The organism is Leptobacterium meishanense (genome assembly GCF_037645805.1).
GTDB lineage: Bacteria > Bacteroidota > Bacteroidia > Flavobacteriales > Flavobacteriaceae > Leptobacterium_A > Leptobacterium_A meishanense.
Genome location: NZ_JBBEXE010000005.1, coordinates 130103 through 148889, shown reverse-complemented (window position 1 = coordinate 148889; position 18787 = coordinate 130103). Strand labels below are relative to the sequence as shown.

14 protein-coding genes are annotated in these 18787 nt (G+C 37.2%); 8 read left to right on the top strand and 6 right to left on the bottom strand.

Translation table 11 applies throughout. The features are described from left to right. Positions 1–30: 30 nt before the first annotated feature. The 3 genes from WBG21_RS06500 to WBG21_RS06490 all read left to right on the top strand — a co-directional run bounded on the left by WBG21_RS06500 (position 31) and on the right by WBG21_RS06490 (position 3529). On the top strand, positions 31–690 hold the full coding sequence (locus WBG21_RS06500; RefSeq protein ID WP_340076012.1) for a succinate dehydrogenase cytochrome b subunit: 660 nt from the start codon (positions 31–33) through the stop codon (positions 688–690). A gap of 12 nt (positions 691–702) precedes the next feature. Further along, complete coding sequence (locus WBG21_RS06495; protein WP_340076010.1) at positions 703–2706, top strand: fumarate reductase/succinate dehydrogenase flavoprotein subunit; 2004 nt, start codon at positions 703–705, stop codon at positions 2704–2706. Between the two features lie 76 nt (positions 2707–2782). Further along, positions 2783–3529, top strand: a complete 747-nt coding sequence (locus WBG21_RS06490; protein WP_340076008.1) for a succinate dehydrogenase/fumarate reductase iron-sulfur subunit — start codon at positions 2783–2785, stop codon at positions 3527–3529. 167 nt (positions 3530–3696) lie between these two features. Here the strand turns inward: WBG21_RS06490 and WBG21_RS06485 are convergent, their stop codons facing one another. After that, positions 3697–6963: an amidohydrolase family protein gene (locus WBG21_RS06485; protein WP_340076006.1), complete on the bottom strand. Its 3267-nt coding sequence runs from the start codon at positions 6961–6963 to the stop codon at positions 3697–3699. Between the two features lie 94 nt (positions 6964–7057). Here WBG21_RS06485 and WBG21_RS06480 point away from each other — a divergent pair, with 94 nt between their 5' ends. Next, complete coding sequence (locus WBG21_RS06480) at positions 7058–8746, top strand: ABC transporter ATP-binding protein (RefSeq protein ID WP_340076004.1); 1689 nt, start codon at positions 7058–7060, stop codon at positions 8744–8746. 407 nt (positions 8747–9153) lie between these two features. On the opposite strand, the gene WBG21_RS06475 is transcribed toward WBG21_RS06480, so the two are convergent. Both WBG21_RS06475 and WBG21_RS06470 read right to left on the bottom strand, forming a co-directional pair. After that, positions 9154–11154, bottom strand: coding sequence for a S9 family peptidase (locus WBG21_RS06475; RefSeq protein WP_413789396.1), 2001 nt, complete (start codon positions 11152–11154; stop codon positions 9154–9156). Between the two features lie 109 nt (positions 11155–11263). Then, complete coding sequence (locus WBG21_RS06470; RefSeq protein WP_340076385.1) at positions 11264–11833, bottom strand: DUF3109 family protein; 570 nt, start codon at positions 11831–11833, stop codon at positions 11264–11266. Between the two features lie 125 nt (positions 11834–11958). On the opposite strand from WBG21_RS06470, the gene WBG21_RS06465 reads away from it, so the two are divergent. Beyond that, a complete protein-coding gene (locus tag WBG21_RS06465; RefSeq protein ID WP_340076000.1) occupies positions 11959–12531 on the top strand; it encodes a MarC family protein in 573 nt (190 codons plus the stop codon). A gap of 10 nt (positions 12532–12541) precedes the next feature. Then, positions 12542–12745 carry a hypothetical protein gene (locus tag WBG21_RS06460; RefSeq protein ID WP_340075998.1) on the top strand — a complete coding sequence of 68 codons (204 nt, stop codon included), beginning with the start codon at positions 12542–12544 and terminating at the stop codon, positions 12743–12745. Here the strand turns inward: WBG21_RS06460 and WBG21_RS06455 are convergent. The 3 genes from WBG21_RS06455 to WBG21_RS06445 all read right to left on the bottom strand — a co-directional run bounded on the left by WBG21_RS06455 (position 12742) and on the right by WBG21_RS06445 (position 15464). Continuing rightward, the gene (locus WBG21_RS06455; protein WP_340075996.1) at positions 12742–14337 is read right to left on the bottom strand and encodes a S41 family peptidase; all 1596 of its coding nucleotides are present in this window, start codon (positions 14335–14337) and stop codon (positions 12742–12744) included. The genes WBG21_RS06460 and WBG21_RS06455 overlap by 4 nt on opposite strands. 2 nt (positions 14338–14339) lie before the next feature. Continuing rightward, positions 14340–14774 carry a deoxycytidylate deaminase gene (locus WBG21_RS06450; RefSeq protein WP_340075995.1) on the bottom strand — a complete coding sequence of 145 codons (435 nt, stop codon included), beginning with the start codon at positions 14772–14774 and terminating at the stop codon, positions 14340–14342. Positions 14775–14879: 105 nt separating this feature from the next. Then, positions 14880–15464, bottom strand: coding sequence for a HupE/UreJ family protein (locus tag WBG21_RS06445; RefSeq protein WP_340075993.1), 585 nt, complete (start codon positions 15462–15464; stop codon positions 14880–14882). Positions 15465–15815: 351 nt separating this feature from the next. Here WBG21_RS06445 and WBG21_RS06440 point away from each other — a divergent pair, with 351 nt between their 5' ends. Both WBG21_RS06440 and WBG21_RS06435 read left to right on the top strand, forming a co-directional pair. After that, positions 15816–16952: a tetratricopeptide repeat protein gene (locus WBG21_RS06440; protein WP_340075991.1), complete on the top strand. Its 1137-nt coding sequence runs from the start codon at positions 15816–15818 to the stop codon at positions 16950–16952. A 46-nt stretch (positions 16953–16998) separates the two neighbouring features. Further along, positions 16999–18711, top strand: coding sequence for an erythromycin esterase family protein (locus tag WBG21_RS06435; protein WP_340075989.1), 1713 nt, complete (start codon positions 16999–17001; stop codon positions 18709–18711). Positions 18712–18787: the final 76 nt, after the last annotated feature.

Below are 18787 nucleotides of genomic sequence, written 5' to 3'. Positions count from 1 at the left end.
GTACCTTTGTATACCTAAACTAATTGACGAATGAGTTTATTAAAATCTTCCATTGCAAGGAAAGTAGCCATGGCGCTTTCTGCACTATTTTTACTTGTTTTTTTATTACAACATTTCACCATAAATATTACCTCCGTATTTAGCGAGAAAACATTCAACGAATGGTCTCATTTTATGGGCACCAATCCCTTAGTTCAATTTGCACTACAACCAATATTAATTTTTGGTGTAGTGTTTCATTTTGTAATGGGTTTTGTGTTAGAGATCAAAAACAAAAATGCACGAGGAATCAACTATGCGAAATATAATGGTGGAGCTAATGCCTCATGGATGTCCAGAAACATGATATGGAGCGGATTGGTGATTTTAGCATTTGTAGTGTTACACTTTATAGATTTTTGGTTTCCGGAGATGAATTACAAATATGTAGAGTTCCTTCCGGAAGACCCTAACAGGTATCACCATGAGCTGGTAGAAAAGTTTCATAGCCCTTTGAGAGTTGGCGCGTATGTACTCGCATTTATTTTTCTAATGCTGCATTTACTACATGGATTTAGCTCTGCATTTCAATCGGTAGGTTTCAATAATAAATACACGTCTGCCATTAAGAAAATAGGGAAAGCATATGCTGTGCTAATTCCGTTAGGTTTTATTTTCATTGCACTTTTTCACCATTTCAACGCACATTAAAACATACGAAATATGGCAAGTTTGGATTCCAAAATACCACAAGGCGATTTAGCTGATAAATGGACAAAGCATAAAAATGACATCAACCTGGTAAACCCTGCCAATAAGCGAAATATTGACATTATTGTTGTTGGTACAGGATTAGCAGGAGGATCGGCAGCAGCTACATTGGCAGAACTGGGGTATAATGTAAAAGCATTTTGTTATCAAGATTCACCCAGAAGAGCACACTCCATTGCAGCCCAAGGAGGAATCAATGCCGCAAAAAATTATCAAGGAGACGGTGACTCTACCTATCGATTGTTTTATGATACCGTTAAAGGAGGTGATTACCGTTCGCGAGAAGCCAATGTATATCGATTAGCAGAAGTTTCAGCAAACATTATTGATCAATGTGTTGCACAAGGAGTTCCTTTTGCCCGTGAATATGGCGGGTTATTAGACAATCGTTCCTTTGGGGGCGTATTAGTTTCCCGTACCTTCTATGCAAAAGGGCAAACAGGACAACAATTATTACTGGGAGCCTATTCAGCCATGAACCGGCAGATCAATCGCGGAAAGATAAAAATGTACAATCGCCATGAGATGTTAGATGTTGTGGTAGTTGATGGAAAAGCAAGAGGAATTATAGCCCGTAATTTGATTACCGGTGAAATAGAAAGACATTCAGCACATGCAGTAGTGATTGCGTCAGGAGGTTATGGAAATGTATTTTTCTTATCCACCAATGCGATGGGAAGCAATGTAACTGCCTCTTGGAAAATTCATAAGCGAGGTGCCCATTTTGCCAACCCTTGTTACACACAAATTCACCCCACCTGTATTCCGGTTTCCGGAGACCATCAGTCCAAATTGACATTGATGTCAGAATCCCTTCGAAATGACGGACGTATTTGGGTACCTAAGAAAAAAGAAGATGCCAAAGCCATTCGTGAAGGCAAACTAAAACCTACCGATCTAGCAGAAAAAGACCGGGATTATTATTTGGAGAGAAGATATCCGTCTTTCGGGAACTTAGTTCCACGTGATGTGGCCTCCCGGGCAGCTAAAGAACGCTGTGATGCCGGATTTGGGGTAAATGCGACAGGAGAAGCGGTATTTTTAGATTTCGCCGCTGCCATTATGCGCTACGGAAAGGAAAAAGCAGCAACCAGTGGAATGAAGAACCCATCAGAAGCTGAAGTTCGAAAATTAGGAGAAGAAGTCATTGAAAATAAATATGGGAACCTCTTCCAAATGTATGAGAAGATTGTAGATGAAAACCCCTATAAGACACCTATGATGATCTATCCGGCCGTTCACTACACCATGGGAGGCATTTGGGTAGATTATAACTTAATGACTACCATTCCCGGATGCTATGCTGCCGGAGAAGCAAACTTTTCTGACCATGGAGCCAATCGATTAGGGGCATCAGCTCTAATGCAAGGATTAGCCGATGGTTATTTTGTACTTCCTTATACCATTGGAGATTACCTTTCACAAGACATCCGTACAGGAAAAATCCCAACAGATACTCCTGAGTTTGATGAAGCAGAGAAAAACGTAAAAACTCAAATAGAAAGCCTAATCAACAATAAAGGGATATATTCAGTAGATCACTATCACAAAAAACTGGGTAAAATCATGTGGGACAAATGCGGCATGGCACGTAATGAAAAAGGACTAAAAGAAGCTATTGAAGAAATTGCAGCCTTGCGAGAGGATTTCTATAAAAATGTAAAAGTCCCTGGAATAGCCAACAGTAAAAATGCCGAATTGGAAAAAGCGATGCGCGTAGCAGACTTTTTGGAGTTAGGAGAGTTATTCGCTAAAGATGCTTTGCACAGGAACGAATCGTGCGGGGGCCACTTCAGGGAAGAGTACCAAACCGAAGAAGGCGAAGCACTGCGAGATGACGAAAACTTTAAGTATGTAGCTGCATGGGAATACAAAGGCGCACCAAGTGATGCTGTATTACATAAAGAAGCATTGGTCTATGAGAATATTGAATTGAAGACAAGAAGTTATAAATAGATATCAGTATTGAGATAGGAGATGTTAGCCTAAAACTACTCAAAAGCTCAATACTCAATACTAAAATCTAAATACAATGAATTTAAAACTAAAAATATGGCGTCAAAAAGACGCTAACTCAAAAGGAAAAATTGTTGATTATGCAATCAATGATGTATCACCGGACATGTCGTTTCTAGAAATGTTGGATGTACTCAATGAAGAATTGATCGCTAAGGGAGAAGAACCTGTAGAATTTGACCACGACTGCCGGGAAGGGATTTGTGGGATGTGTTCTTTACAAATTAATGGAGAACCCCATGGACCGGACAGAGGGGTTACTACCTGCCAACTCCATATGCGAAAATTTAAAGATGGCGACACCATTTATATAGAACCCTTCCGTTCCAAGGCATTTCCTGTAATAAAAGATTTAATTGTGGACCGGAGTGCTTTTGACCGCATCCAACAAGCAGGAGGGTATATCTCTGTAAATACTTCAGGCAATACTGTCGATGCCAATGCAATACCGGTTAATAAGCACGATGCAGATAAAGCATTTGATGCTGCTACTTGTATCGGTTGTGGAGCGTGCGTAGCGGCCTGTAAAAATGCAAGTGCCATGCTGTTCACCTCTGCCAAAGTATCACAATTTGCCTTATTACCTCAAGGCCAAATTGAAGCTACAGACCGTGTGATGAACATGGTAAAACAAATGGATTTAGAAGGGTTTGGGAACTGTACCAATACCGGAGCTTGTGAAATAGAATGCCCTAAGGGTATTTCTTTGGAAAATATTGCCCGAATGAACCGGGAATATTTAAAAGCAAGTGTAAAAGGGTAAAACATAGACATTATATAAAACAACTCGCCTGAAAAGTAGTTTTTGTCAATTCGAGCGCGGTCGAGAATTCTATATTATTGATAACCAAACATTTCGTCCCGATAGCTATCGGGGCAAAATATTTAGAACTTTCATGCCTTTTCAGACAGTTTCTTTTGAGTATTTTTTTAATGCCTGCAACTACATACGGGGGTCATAAAACTATTGGTTTCGGTATAAAAAGGATAGGCATTGCCGCTTCCATCCTGTTCCCAGTAAAATTTTGTGCGCTCTTTTGAGCGCGTACCAATTTCGTTTAAAGTTGCGGCATCATACAACCGCCCATTGACCATGGTATATACTACGTTTTCCGTTTGGTGGATATCTTCCAATGGATTTCCGTCTATTACAATCAAATCCGCCAATTTACCTTCTTTTATAGAGCCTAGCTCCTTCTCCATTCCCATATATTTGGCACCGTTAATGGTAGCCACTTTCAAAGCATCCAAATTACGCATTCCTCCTTGTTGGATCATCCATAGTTCCCAGTGTGCTCCTAAGCCTTGTAATTGCCCATGCGCTCCTAAATTAATGTTTACCCCGGCATTGTGAAGGGCTGTACATGACTGCGAAGTAAGTAAGTGTCCGTTGGCATACTCCTCATCTGGGATTTTCATCCGATGCCTGGAACGAGAGTCTACCAAAGCTCTTGGAGTAAACGACAGCAGTCGTTCTTTTTCCCAAACATTGGTTTTTTCATACCAGTAAAATTCGCCATTAATACCACCATAGTTTACAATGAGCGTAGGCGTATTGCTAGTGTTGGTACTCGACCAAAATTGTATGACATCATCGTATAAAGGCGCTACCGGAATGTTGTGCTCAATACTGCTATGGCCATCCGCAATCATGTTCATATTGTGCTGAAAGAAAGAACCCCCTTCCGGAACTACCCGGATGTTCATTTCGCGGGCAGCTTGGATAATTTGCTGCCGTTGATCTCTTCTGGGCTGATTGTAACTTTTAACAGAAAATGCCCCATATGCTTTGGTCCTTCGGATGGCAGAACGCGCATCGTCAAGATTATTAATTACCGCCTTAAAATCGCCGTCAGCACCATAAAGAATAGTTCCTGTTGAGAAGATCCTTGGTCCTACCATCGTGCCATTTTTCACCATTTCCGATTGTGCAAAAGTGATTTCCGTATTTACAGAAGGATCATGTGTGGTAGTAACGCCATACGCTAAATTGGCATAATACTGCCAGTGTTTTTGTGGGCTTAACCCATGCCGGAAAGCGCCTAAATGGGCATGTACATCAATAATTCCCGGCATTATCGTTTTTCCTTTAAGGTCAATGATTTTTGCACCTTTTGGAGGGGCTATTTCAAAATCATTGGGCCCTACAAACGTAATTTTGTTATCCTGAACAATTACTTTTCCATTCTCAATCACTTCGTCACCTTCCATGGTGATAACCCGGGCATTTGTAAAAACAATAGTGCCTTTTGGCCTGTCCATTTTAGCGGGGAGCTTGATTTTTAACCCTGTAGTGTCAATAGCAGGAACAGAATCTACACCACCTTCCAGAAAGGTAAAACGATTGGTGAGCTTTTCGGTAAAATATTCATTCCCTAACGTCCAATGCAATGATTTGGAATCGGAAGACCAATGTAGATTGATCCCCGCATCTCGTGCCACTTGCGCCACAGGCAATGCTTTCATATTGGCAGAGAGCGTTACGGGCTTACCTACTTTGGGCATAGGCGCAATATATACTTTATAGAGCTCTGTAAAGGCAATCCATTTATTGTCGGGGCTAGGCACAAATTGATTGGTATATTTGGTGGTGAAAATATCAGCAGTTTCCTTTTTGTTGAGGTCATAGGCTTTAAAAGCTTTCTCTAAACTTCCAAATAAATACCCTCCGGTTTGGAAAAACAGCTTTTTACCATCTGTACTATAGGAAGGATTTTCTCCTTGTGCGAATAGAAAATGTGCTTTTCCTCCGTTTGCAGGGATTTCATAAATACCAGGCTTATTCACAAAATTAAACCCTTGGTGTGTATTTCCTCCTTCTTTACGATATACTATTTTTGTTCCATCAGGAGCAAAAGAAGGGGTACGGTAAATGCCTTTTTCATTAGTTAGTTTTATTCTTTTTTTAGAGACTAAATCCAATTTATAGATAGCTCCTAGGGTTTCATCATTCCATGTTACATAAACGATACTTTTTCCATCAGGAGCAAAAGCAGGTTCAAATTCAAAATCAGTACCATCGGTTAATCGTTTGGGTTTCCCATTGGGAAGTTTCATTTCCCATAAATAGCCCAATGCATTAAAAACAAGTTTTTTCCCGTCAGGTGCTGTTTTTGCCATCCGGATCACTTTTACATCAAACGCATCTGCATCCACAGGATTGGTAAACGCCAAGGTTTCCATCATTTTGTGTTTCACTTCTATTTCAAATGGAATTTCCGTGGTAGTGCGGGTTTGTGTATCTACGTTCCATAGTTTGCCTTTTCCCCATATGATGATGTGGCGGTCGTCTGGCATCCAATCGAATCCGGTATACGCTCCATAGATGGTCCATGCCTCTTGTTGGTCTTTGCTAAGGCCATCAAAAATCGGGTAATCTTGTTTTGTTTCTAGGTCATGAATAAATAAAACAGACTTGGTTCGTACACGTCTTACATAAGCTAATTTTTTCCCATCATGTGAAACTTGAGGGCGGCAAGCGCCACCTGGGCCACCCACCACAGTTTCGGTTGTCCCTTCTTTTCGATCATATCTTTTTATAACGAAAATCTGATCATTAGGGTCTTTGTTGTACTGAAAGAACCCTCCGGGATACATGTCTTCACTGTAATAAAGGTACCTTCCATCCAGAGAAATACTGGGCTCATTTATATCTTGCTGGGCATTTTTCTTTTTGATAAGTTGAATGCCTTCTCCCCCCGAAATATGATACATCCACATTTCTCCTGCGCCTAGCGACCTCGTTGAAGAAAAATGTTTACGTGCAATGATATAATCGCCCTCTGGTGTCCATATACCATTGTTGAGCAACCTGAAAGTTTCTTTAGTGATTTGTTTGGGCTCTTTTCCATCCGTGTTCATATACCAAATGTTATCGCCACCTCCTTGATCGCTAGTAAAAAGAATATGTTTGCCATCGGGGCTAAAACGAGGTTGGGTTTCCCAAGCCATTCCGGTTCGTAAAGCAGTAGCTTTGCCTCCGGATACAGGTATTTTAAAGATGTCGCCCAGTAAATCGAATACAATTTCTTTTCCATCAGGGCTTACATCGAGGCTCATCCAGGTGCCTTCGGTGGTATTTATAGTAATCTCTTTAAAGTTTCCCGGGGGATTATTTACGTCCCATTTGTCTTTTTTTTCTTGTGAATAGGTGGTTAGAATGCTTAGTGCTACTATAAAAGCTGAAAGTTTTTTCATATGGAATTATTTTAAGAACCTAAATATACTAATAAAAGGGGTTGTGAGTATTGAATGAATAGGCTATTAATAGTCAAAATGTTATATTTATCATATGGGAAAGCCACTTTTAGAGACAAAGAATATCTCCATTAGCTTTAAGACAGAAGAAATTTATACGCATGTTGTAAAAAACAGCTCTTATTTTCTACTGGAAAATGAAATTTTGGGAATTGTAGGAGAGTCTGGTAGTGGAAAATCAGTGAGTGCCTTGGCTATTTTGGGTTTACTGCCTCAAAAAAAAGCAAAGATCGAAGGCGAAATTTGGTTTGAAGGATCAGAGATTGCCCATTCTACAGAGAGGGAATTAAGGAAGGTTAGAGGGCGTGATATTAGTATGATTTTTCAGGAACCGATGAGTTCTTTAAATCCTTCATTAAAATGCGGGCAGCAAGTAGCGGAGATATTACTGCAACATACGGGTTTAACAAAAAAAGAAGCAAAGACAAGCACGCTTTCACTTTTTGATAAGGTGAAGTTGCCCCGACCGGAAATTATTTATAATAGCTATCCCCACCAGATAAGTGGTGGGCAAAAACAACGGGTGATGATTGCAATGGCCATTGCCTGCAAACCAAAAATACTTATTGCAGATGAACCTACGACAGCTCTTGACGTAACTGTGCAAAAGGAAATCATTGCATTATTAAAGGAATTACAAAAAGAGACGGGAATGAGTATCATCTTCATTTCACATGATTTGGCACTGGTTTCGGAAATTGCAGATAGGGTACTGGTGATGTATAAGGGTGAGATTGTGGAGCAAGGGGATACAAAAAAGATTTTTAAATCACCAAGGCATGCATATACTAAAGCACTTTTAAAATCGAGACCTTCATTGGACGTGCGGTTAAAAAAACTACCTACGGTCACAGATTTTCTTGAAGGGACTTTTCAACCAGAAATTATCTTAAAAGAAGAACGGTTGCGAAAACACCAACAATTATATGATCAAACGCCTTTACTGGAAGTGAAAAATGTAGAAAAAGAATATTTTTCAAGTGTAGGGGTTTTTAGAAAAAGAAAAGGGCTAAAAGCGGTAAATAATGTTAGTTTTAAGCTGTATGAAGGAGAAACATTAGGGATAGTGGGCGAAAGTGGTTGTGGAAAATCAACATTAGGGAACACAATATTGCAATTGGATAAAGCGACCTCTGGGACGATTTTTTATAAAGGGAAGGAAATTACTAATTTGTCCGATTCCCAAATTAGGATGCTACGAAAGGAAGTACAACTGATTTTTCAAGATCCTTATGCTTCTTTAAACCCCAGAATGACGATCGGAAATGCGATTATGGAACCAATGAAAGTACACGGAATTGGAAAAAATAAAACTGAAAGAAAAAAACGGGTATTCCAATTACTGGAAGAGGTAGGTTTGCAAGCAACATATTTTAACAGGTATCCTCATGAGTTTAGCGGGGGGCAGCGGCAACGTATTGGGATTGCTCGGGCTATTGCTTTGCAGCCTAAATTGATAATTTGTGATGAGTCGGTATCAGCGTTGGATATTTCTGTACAGGCACAGATATTGAATTTGCTCAATGAATTAAAAGAAGCGTTAAAATTTACGTACATTTTTATTTCACATGATTTGGCCGTAGTAAAATATATGGCTGATTCACTTATAGTAATGAACAAAGGAAAGATTGAAGAAATAGGGGAAGCAGATAATATTTATGCTGATCCTGAAAAAGTGTACACAAGAAAATTAATTGAAGCAATCCCAAAAGGGATGAAATAAAAAAATAACGTGAGTTTGAATAGCAATAGGTTAGGGTTGTTAAAAAGCGTCTAATGCTTGATTTGGGAAAAACATCAAACTCACGTTATGTATTATAGCATAAAAACTTTTTTGGTTATGTATGCTATTTTTTTTGTCAAATAAAAAGTCAAAATAATTCCATTCATAAAAGAATGTACTTTTTTGTTGACAAGGGGCATTTTCATAGCGTTTTCAAAGGTTAAGTTTACTTTCATAGTTCATCGTAAGATTTGGGGTCAAACGCATACTCAAACCTAGAAAATTATTTGCAACCATCGTTAAAAAGATCAAAAAAATCGATGAAATGCACACTTTGTAGTAAATCGCTTATTTTTTGAACTGTAAAATCGTTTTTTGATCCAAAGAAATAGATTTATGAAATTGTTTTACTCTTTTGCACGAAACTTTTCAAACCAAGCTAATGTATGTGAAATTTTAGTAATGAGGTTACTGGGTTTGTTGGCAATTCCATGACTGGCTCCAGGAATTTCTACCAATACGGTTTCTATTTTTCGGAGCTTTAATGCATGGTAGAGTTGTTTGGCTTCACTTGGTGGGGTACGCAAATCGTTCATACCGACCATCACCATGGTAGGTGTCTGTACATTACCCACTAGTGATATTGGAGAGAATTTCCAGTAGGTTTCTACATTTTCCCAAGGTTGTCCGGGATAGCGGTAATTAGCATAGCCATAGTAATTATCGGCTACCAGAGTTTTGCTTATCCAATTCATTACAGGTTTAGCCACTACAGCTGCTTTAAACCGATTGTTTTTTCCGATGATCCAAGCAGTCATAATACCACCTGCGCTTCCTCCGGTAACGTATAATTGTTGCTCATTTATTAGTCCTTTTTCTATGAGATAGTCAACACCATCCATTACGTCATTATAATCTTCTCCCGGATAATTGTTATAAAGCAGGTTCCCGAAGGTTTCACCGTAACTGGTACTCCCTCTTGGATTTGGATAAAAAACAATATAACCGGCTGTTGCATATAATTGCATCTCGGCAGAAAAACGGTCTCCATAATTTAATATGGGCCCTCCATGATTTTCTACAAGCAACGGATATTTTTTACTAGGGTCATATTTTGGAGGCTTTACGATCCAGCCTTGAATAGGAAGTCCGTCAACTGTTGATTTATACCACACTTCTTCTACTTCACCAAGTGTCCTGTGTGAAAGTAGGTCTGTATTCAATGCTGTTAAAAGCTGTGGTCGTTTTTGTTTAGGTTGTAGTATGGCCACCTCAGCAGGGTAATTGGGGCGAGAGTGTGTGTAAACAATAGTTCCGTTATTGGCAACACTGTAGGATCCACCGGCATAAGGTCTCCCTATGGAAGTACCCCCTAAGTTATCAGCTAATTTGGTAATAATTCCTTTGAGGTCTGTATAGCCTATTTTAGTATTTCCTTTATCGTCATAGCTGAAATAGATACGATCGCCCTTTGCATTCCATTGGATGTTGCTAATACTTCGATCAAGATCAGCTGAGAGAAGTTTTTTATTGCTCCCGTCAGCATTCATTATATAAAGCCGCCGTAATTGATAGGCTTGTACATTATCTTCAAAACCAATGTAAGCAATATGTTTTCCATCAGGGGAAATAATAGGGTTATAATCAGGCCCTTTTCGGGAGGTCAATGCTTTTATTTCTCCTGTAGAAGTATTTGCTTGGTATACTTCGCTGTTCATAAAGTCATATTCCCAGTCCTCATTCCTATTGGCGGAAAAATAAATATGGTTTCCATCCGGATGCCATGAAAGGCTGCCCCCATGGTTATAGTTTCCGGAAGTAATTTGTCTTGGTGACCCTCCTTCTGAGGGGATAACAAAAATGTGGGTATACCCCGGAGCAATATATCCGGCACCATCTGCCTCGTGATTTAATCGGTCTGTTATCCTAGGAGCGTCAGCCCATTTGGCTCCTTTAGGCTTCTTAGGCATTTTAGCAATTACCGGAGGCGCTTCTGCCACTTTCATAGTAAAAGCAAGCCACGATCCATCTGGTGACCATGTTAAAGACCCGGGACTGTTTTCTAATTGTGATATTTTAGCAATTTTTCCGGTAGCTACCCAATGCATATAAATCTCTGTTCCTTCATTAGTGGTACTTGCAAAGGCAATACGGTCTCCAGTAGGCGACCATCTTGCGGAAAATTCACTGACTTCTCGTGAAGTTAATTTTTGATGTTGCGAACCATCAGTGTTCATCATCCATAAGGCACCGGTAGCCCGATCGTTCATAATATCGAACCCCATTCGGCGGTAAATAATGGTTTTACCATTAGGGGCTATTTGTGGATCAGAAGCGTATTCTAATTCAAATACGTCTAAATAAGAAAAGTTAGGATGGTTTGTTTGTGAAAAAGTAGCAGATATCATTGATACAACGGCAATCGTTGATAGCAGGTAATTTCGCATAGTGGAGTTTTTTTAAAATGTTTTTAAACTTACTGATAAAAGAGGAGTTGAGCAAGTTTTGTACATGTGGTTATCTTTTATGCGCCTTCGCTACTTTTTCCAATTCGGCATACCAATCTTCACCAAATTTTCGGATAAGAGCCTGCTTTACAAATGTGTATACCGGGACTTGTAATTCTTTCCCCAGCGCGCAAGCATCATCACAGATATGCCATTGGTGGTAGTTTACAGCTGCAAATTCTGAGTACTGTTTAACTCTTATAGGGTATAAATGGCACGAGATGGGCTTTTTCCAATCAATGATTCCTTGGTTATAGGCTTCTTCTATACCACATAGCGCAACTCCGTTTTCGTCTTTTATAACGTATGCACAATCAGCCCCATCTATAAGAGGTGTTTCCCACTCACCATCCATTCCTTTTATGGCTGTACCTTGGCTTTCAATAGCTTTAATTCCTTCTTTCCTTAAGAAGGGGTTTACTTTTGGATAGATTTTTTCAAGGACACTAAGTTCTTCTTCTTCAAGGGGTGCCCCGGCTTCACCATCAATACAGCAGGCTCCTTTACATGCAGCAAGGTTGCATACAAAATCATTTTCTATAACTTCTTCGGATACAATAGTTTTCCCCAGCTGAAACATTTGGCAAAGATACTTTTTCAAGGAGAAATCATTTATAGAAGCTAGCTAAAATTATAATATAAAATCCTATTTCTGAATCAAAACGTTATTTCTGTTACGTATTTTTGCAGCGAAAAAACAAAAAAATGGATTTTAGCATTAAAGAGATATTAACAGCAGGGATGATCCTTTTTGCGGTAATTGATATTGTAGGGAGCATTCCCATTATTATTGATTTACGTGCAAAGGTTGGGCATATTCAATCTGAAAAGGCATCGATTGTAGCAGCGATTATTATGATTGCATTTTTATTTGTTGGGGAAGAGATTTTACGGCTTATAGGGATTGATGTCAATTCTTTTGCGGTAGCAGGGGCATTCATCATGTTTTTTATAGCTATTGAAATGATCCTTGGCATTACACTTTATAAAGACGATGCTCCGGAAACGGCATCTATTGTCCCATTGGCATTTCCTTTAATAGCTGGAGCAGGGACGATGACTACTTTGCTTTCGCTTAGGGCAGAATATCATGTAGAAAACATTATAGTTGCTATTCTGATAAATATGGTATTTGTTTATATCGTATTGAAATCTTCCGGAAGAATAGCAAGAGTGATAGGAAAATCAGGAATTGGTATTATCCGTAAAATATTTGGTGTAATTTTGCTGGCTATTGCAGTGAAACTTTTTGCAACTAATGTCACAGGATTATTTTAAATAAACAAAAATGAAAATAATAAGTAGTGTAATTGTTGTAATAGCCATAATATTAATAGGCTATAATGCAACACTTGTAAATTACCAGTCACCATTCGAAGAAGATAGCATTATTGCTATCATTGGTATTGTGGCTTCCCTATGTGCCATTTTATTATTGGTGATTTTAACTATTTCTAGAAAGATTCAGAAGAAATTAAAAGAAGGAGATTAGTTTTCGGATTGATCAAGTTCAATGACTTTTGTAATCATATCATCATCATCGTTTCGTATTTGCTCATAGGCGTTAGTCCCATATAGTTGCTCGGCAATAGTTGCCTTTATATATTTATTCAGCATATTTTTATAAGGAGAAAAATCTAAATTAATGCCCCGGTCTTGTGCATAGGCAATAAATTGTTGTACCAGTTTGTCATCAATATCGATTTCATCTATGAAACGTTTGCTATTGTAAGCATCATACAGACTTCGGTCTTTATCCAGGTATTCAAAAATGAAATAGGCCAAAAATCCGGATTCTAGCACATAGGTTAAGGATTCTTCTTCTCTACTTGCTTTTAAGGGCACAAAAATATCAGGGATAATGCCACCTCCGCCATAAACAATTTTGCCGCCTGGAGTTTTATATTTAAGAGAATCAGCAACCTTTATGCTATCCGCTGTTTTCAGTTCACCATTGCTATAACGTTGGTAGTAATTGTCATAATAATCGTTTGTTCCGTTCGCATAAGAGCGCTGTATAGACCTTCCGGTAGGCGTATAATACCGGGAAATGGTAAGACGTACCGCTGAGCCATCAGGTAAGGGCATTTCTCTTTGGACTAATCCTTTACCGAAAGAACGCCTGCCTACAATAGTCCCTTTATCGTTGTCTTGTAATGCTCCTGCAATAATTTCACTGGCAGATGCGGACCGTTCATTGATGAGGACATACACATGGCCGTCTTCAAAGCTCCCTTTTTTCGTAGCATATACCTTTTCTACAGTTCCTTTTTTGTTTTTTGTAAAAAGGATGAGTTTATCATCTTCTAAAAATTCATCGGCTATTTGCTCTGCAACCCCCATATAGCCTCCAGGGTTGTCACGTAAGTCCAGTGCTATAGATGTAGCTCCTTCATCTTTTAGTATTGTTAGCGCATTTTTAAATTCGCCATAAGTAGATTCGGCAAACCGGTTCACTTTTATATACCCTATATTATCTGTTAACATATAATAAGCATCTACACTTTTTATAGGAACATCGTTTCGGTTTAATTTTATTTCCAAAAGATCCGGTTCGCTTTTTCTATATACGCTTAATGTCAGAGGAGTGTTAGGTTGTCCTTTTAATTTATTTATAATTTCTTCACTCTTTAGGTCTTTGTTGAAAAGGGAATCATTGTCAGCCATGAGGATCCGATCGCCGGGTTTTATACCGGCTTCTATGCTTGGCCCTCCTTCTAAGGGGCGAATGACAGCTACAGAATCTTTGTACATATAAAAACTCACCCCGATACCTACAAACTTCCCTTTCATATTTTCAGCTTCTTGCTTCATGTCTTTTTTTGGAATATAAACGGAATGTGGGTCTAGTTTGTCTAGGATATTGTTTACCGTAACGTCCACAATACTATCGGTATTAACTTCATCTACATATTCATAATCGATATAATCAATTAAGCGGTTTAGTTTGTCTTTTTTAGAATTGGTTGTGAAGAGTTTTTCAGGGGAATCATTGAAATGTATCTTACCCCCAATGAAGATACCTACAGCAAGTGCTGCTGAAATAATTACAGGTAATAAGAAATAATTTCGTTTTTGTAACATTTCTAGAGTTCTTCTATGTTCGGGATGTGTTTTATTTCAACGCCGGCTTTTTCAAGAAATTGTAATCCCGCACCATCTTTATATGCTTGCTGATACACCACTCTTTTTATTCCGGCTTGATGAACGAGCTTACTACATTCTTTGCAAGGAGACATGGTAATATACAAGGTAGCCCCCCTACATGACTGTGTGGAGGATGCTACTTTAGAGATAGCGTTTGCCTCTGCATGGAGTACATACCATTTTGTGTACCCTTCTTCATCTTCACAGAAGTTTTCAAATCCCGAAGGAGTGCCGTTGTATCCGTCAGAAATGATCATCCGGTCTTTTACAATAATGGCTCCTACTTTTTTTCGTTTGCAATGTGATAGTTTTCCCCATTCATGAGCCATTCGTAAATAGGCCATGTCATATTTTGCTTGTTTTTTTTCAGACATATTTTTATAAGAAAGTAAATAACTTACAAAGACTTCTTATAGGCGAAGATAGGTCGTTATCCTTCGATAATCAACCATTGCTATGGTAAAATTTTACTAATTTTTTTAAAAAGGATATGTCTTTATCAACATCTGTATGACCATTCCCAGTACAATAGCAGAGATGATCATTATCCAATCTCTTTTATTGATTCGGAAAATAGTTAAGAATAAAGAACTTATAATTAAAACAATTAGAACAACAATGACTTGTGCAACTTCTATTCCTAATGCAAATTCTAATGAAGGGATCAATTTAGTGTCCTCTCCGGCAACAATCTGCTTAAAGTAATTAGAAAAGCCAATCCCGTGAATGAGCCCAAAGAAAAGGGTTGTGAAAAAGGTAAGCCCCCACTTTTCTTTTTTAGCTCCTTTCCCTGAGGAAGTAATATTATATAGGGCTGTAATAAATATGGTTACAGGAATTAAAAATTCGATTAATGCAATATTAAAATCAGCAATCCCATAAACAGCAAGAAGTAAAGATGCAGTATGCCCTATGGTAAAAATAGTGACGAGCCATAAAACACGTTCCCAGTTTTTAAAAGTATAAGGAATAGTAAGTACAATAAAAAAAAGCACATGGTCATATGCTTGATAATCAAGAACATGGGTAAGGCCAAGCTTGAGGTAAAACCAGAATTGAGACATTTTTTTAGTTATTTATTTGAGGGTTCCCCAAACATACAATTAAAAAAATAATTTAGCAATGGGAAACTAATTATTCTTGGATGTAGGATGTTTTTAACATTATGCATAGCACTAATTTATGGCTACTGGCGGTAGTGAGCTATATAACAGTTTTTGCTTTTGTTAATGTAACCCCATTGGTTTTTCGGTCTTAAAATTATTTGTAATGAATTTCATTTTGGCAACGATTAAATTATAATGTAGCCTTATCTAAAAAGTAAGGCTATATCCCCCTCAAATTTTTATTCGTCTTGCTATTTTTGACCAAATAATATTTCATATTATTGTAATAATACCCAAAAAAAATAGTTTATGAAGCTTTTTGTTTTTTTCTCCTTGTTTTTTACCACATTAAATATAATGGCACAATATGATAGCAATAAAATAGCTGACAGCCTGTACTTACTAGGAAATTATTCAAAAGCTATTGCGTATTATCAGAAGGGAGAGTCAACTATTAATAATCAAATTTCAATAGCCAAAGCGTATAATGCTATTGGAAATTATGACGGTGCCATTCAAAAATATGAGCAAATAATAGCAAAAGACAGTTTGCAGATAATTGCTCAATATGAGCTTGGAAAATTATATTACAAAACATCCCAAACAAATAAGGCAAAGTCCATTTTTAAATTATTGGTCAAAAAAGATTCACTAAACCCAAACTATTATTACCAAATAGGGATGATAAAAATGCAAGAAAAAGACTCTTCATTTATTGTAGATTTAAAAAAAGCTGTAAAAATAGACAGTACCCACCTTAAAAGTATTCAAGAAATAGCCAAACATTATTTAATAAACTTCACAAAAGATTCCACACTTTATTATACAGATTTAGGGCTACGTTTCTATAAAAACAGCCCTGCCCTTACTAGTTTAAAAGGACAATATCTATATACTGTTGACAAAGACTCGGCTGCTATTGTTGAATTTGAAAAACTACTAACCTTGGGACAAAAAACAGAATTTATATACGAAAAACTGGCCAATGCATATCTTAGCCTAAACGATTATGAAAATGCGTTAAAATATTACGAGATACTATTGGTTATTGATGATGAGAACCCCAGAACCCACTATAACATGGGGATTGCCTACCAACAAAAACAAGAAAATGAAAAAGCGATATATCACATAGAGGAAAGCCTACGGTTGAAATATGTTAGCAAGGCTAATGAGTATCTAAAGCTAACAGAACTTTATAAAGACATCAACGATTTAAAAAATACTATTAAATATTATAAATTACTAATAAATGAAGTTCCTGATTATACAATGGGATATTACCAGCTCGCACTTATGTCCGATGTTTATTATAAAGACCCCAATGTTAAGCTATATCACTTCCAAAACTTTAGAGATAAGGCCTCTAGTGAAAATAAGATGACTGAATACGCTGATAGAAGAATATCGGAGTTGAAAGCTGAAATACATTTACAGAGAGAATAAAGACAACCTATAAAACCTATAATACATTCACAATAAAGAAAAATATATGAATCTATTAACCGTAAGAGTATTTTCTTTTTTATTTATATCTACAATAAACTTAAACATCTATTCTCAGAAATATTTTAATCTTGATTTTGAAACAAAAATCCCTCAAACTGATTTACCGAAGAAATGGTTTGTAAGAGGTGCAGGATATGAAATAAAATTAGATTCAATCATAAAGAACAGTGGAAAATACAGTTTAAAAATGGTAAATGCTGAACAACTAAATAAATCAGTTGGTATTTCCACTTCTTCATTTCCGGTAGAATTAATGCGAGGAAAAACAGTCGCCTTCAAGGGCAAGATCAAAACAGAGAACGTTATAAATGGATACGCAGGTTTATGGTTAAGAGTAGATGGGAATAATAAGCTACTTAGTTTTGACAATATGTATGACAGAGGTATAAAAGGAACCTCTGATTGGAAAGAAGTTTCTATTTTGATGGATATCCCTCTTGAAGCTAAAGGCATTTTTTTTGGTGGAATTTTTTCAGGAGAAGGAAGTGCATGGTTTGATACTTTTGAAATAAGCATTGATAATATTCTGTATCAGGAAAAAATCCCTGAAATTAAACTCCCAAATAATGATGAGCTCAAATGGCTTAGCAAAAACATTATCCCTATAAAAACTGTTGACCCCAACAGCATCAAAGACAATGATCTTTATTTTTTAAATGATATAGTTAAAAACTCTAAGATAGTTGCCTTGGGAGAAGCAAGCCATGGTTCGAAAGAAATTTTTAAGATGAAGCACAGAATCATTAAATATTTAAAAGAACATATGGGGTTTGATATATTTTCAATTGAAGCGAATATGCCCGAATCATATATGTTAAACAATTATATTGTACAAAACCAAGGAAAACCTAAAGAGTTAATTAAAGGAATGTACTTTTGGACATGGAATACCCAGGAAACATTGGATATGGTAAATTGGATGAATGAGTATAATCTTGACCATGAAGAAAAAATATTGTTTACTGGTTTTGATATGCAATATTATCAGGGGGCCATCAATGAATTAAAAAAGATTGTTGATAAAGAGGAATTGAAAATTTTGGAATCTCTTGAGTCTGAACTAGCTACTTCGAAGGCTAATAAATTGGTACCGAAAGATACTTTTGATGAAAAACTCAACCACATAAAAAATTGGATATCTGAAAATATTACAAATCCCAAAAAGAAAAATTGGGGTATTCAGAACATTAAAATAATCAACCAAGCTATTGATAAATCATCCGGCAGAAAGAGAGATTTATATATGGCAGATAATATGTCCTGGATTATTGAAAATAACCCCCAATCAAAATTTATAATTTGGGGACATAATGGGCATATTAAGAAGTCCCGAAACGTAATGGGAGGTTATTTATCAGAAAAATATGGAAAGGATTATTTATCGATAGGCTTTGCCTTTCATAAAGGGGTTTATACAGCAAAAGGAAAAGAAGGGCTAAAAGCATATCCAGCTAAAGAATCATATCCAGGAACCTATGAATATTTTTTTAAATCTATTAAAGAGCCTATATTTTTACTTGATATGAGAAATATACATCCTGAAAGAGAAAATAAATGGCTTTTCAATACATTAGATTTCCGAGTTGTTGGAGCATCAAAATTGGATAATGAGTTTTTTGAAACCTCAATTACTGATGACTTTGATATTATCATTTTCATCAATGAATCAAATAGTTCAAAGCTATTAAAGGATTAAATTACCTGTTGGTCTCTAAACTTTTTTATTATCTGGGAGCTTGTATTCAGCCTTGATTTTTTGATCCCCTTAGGAA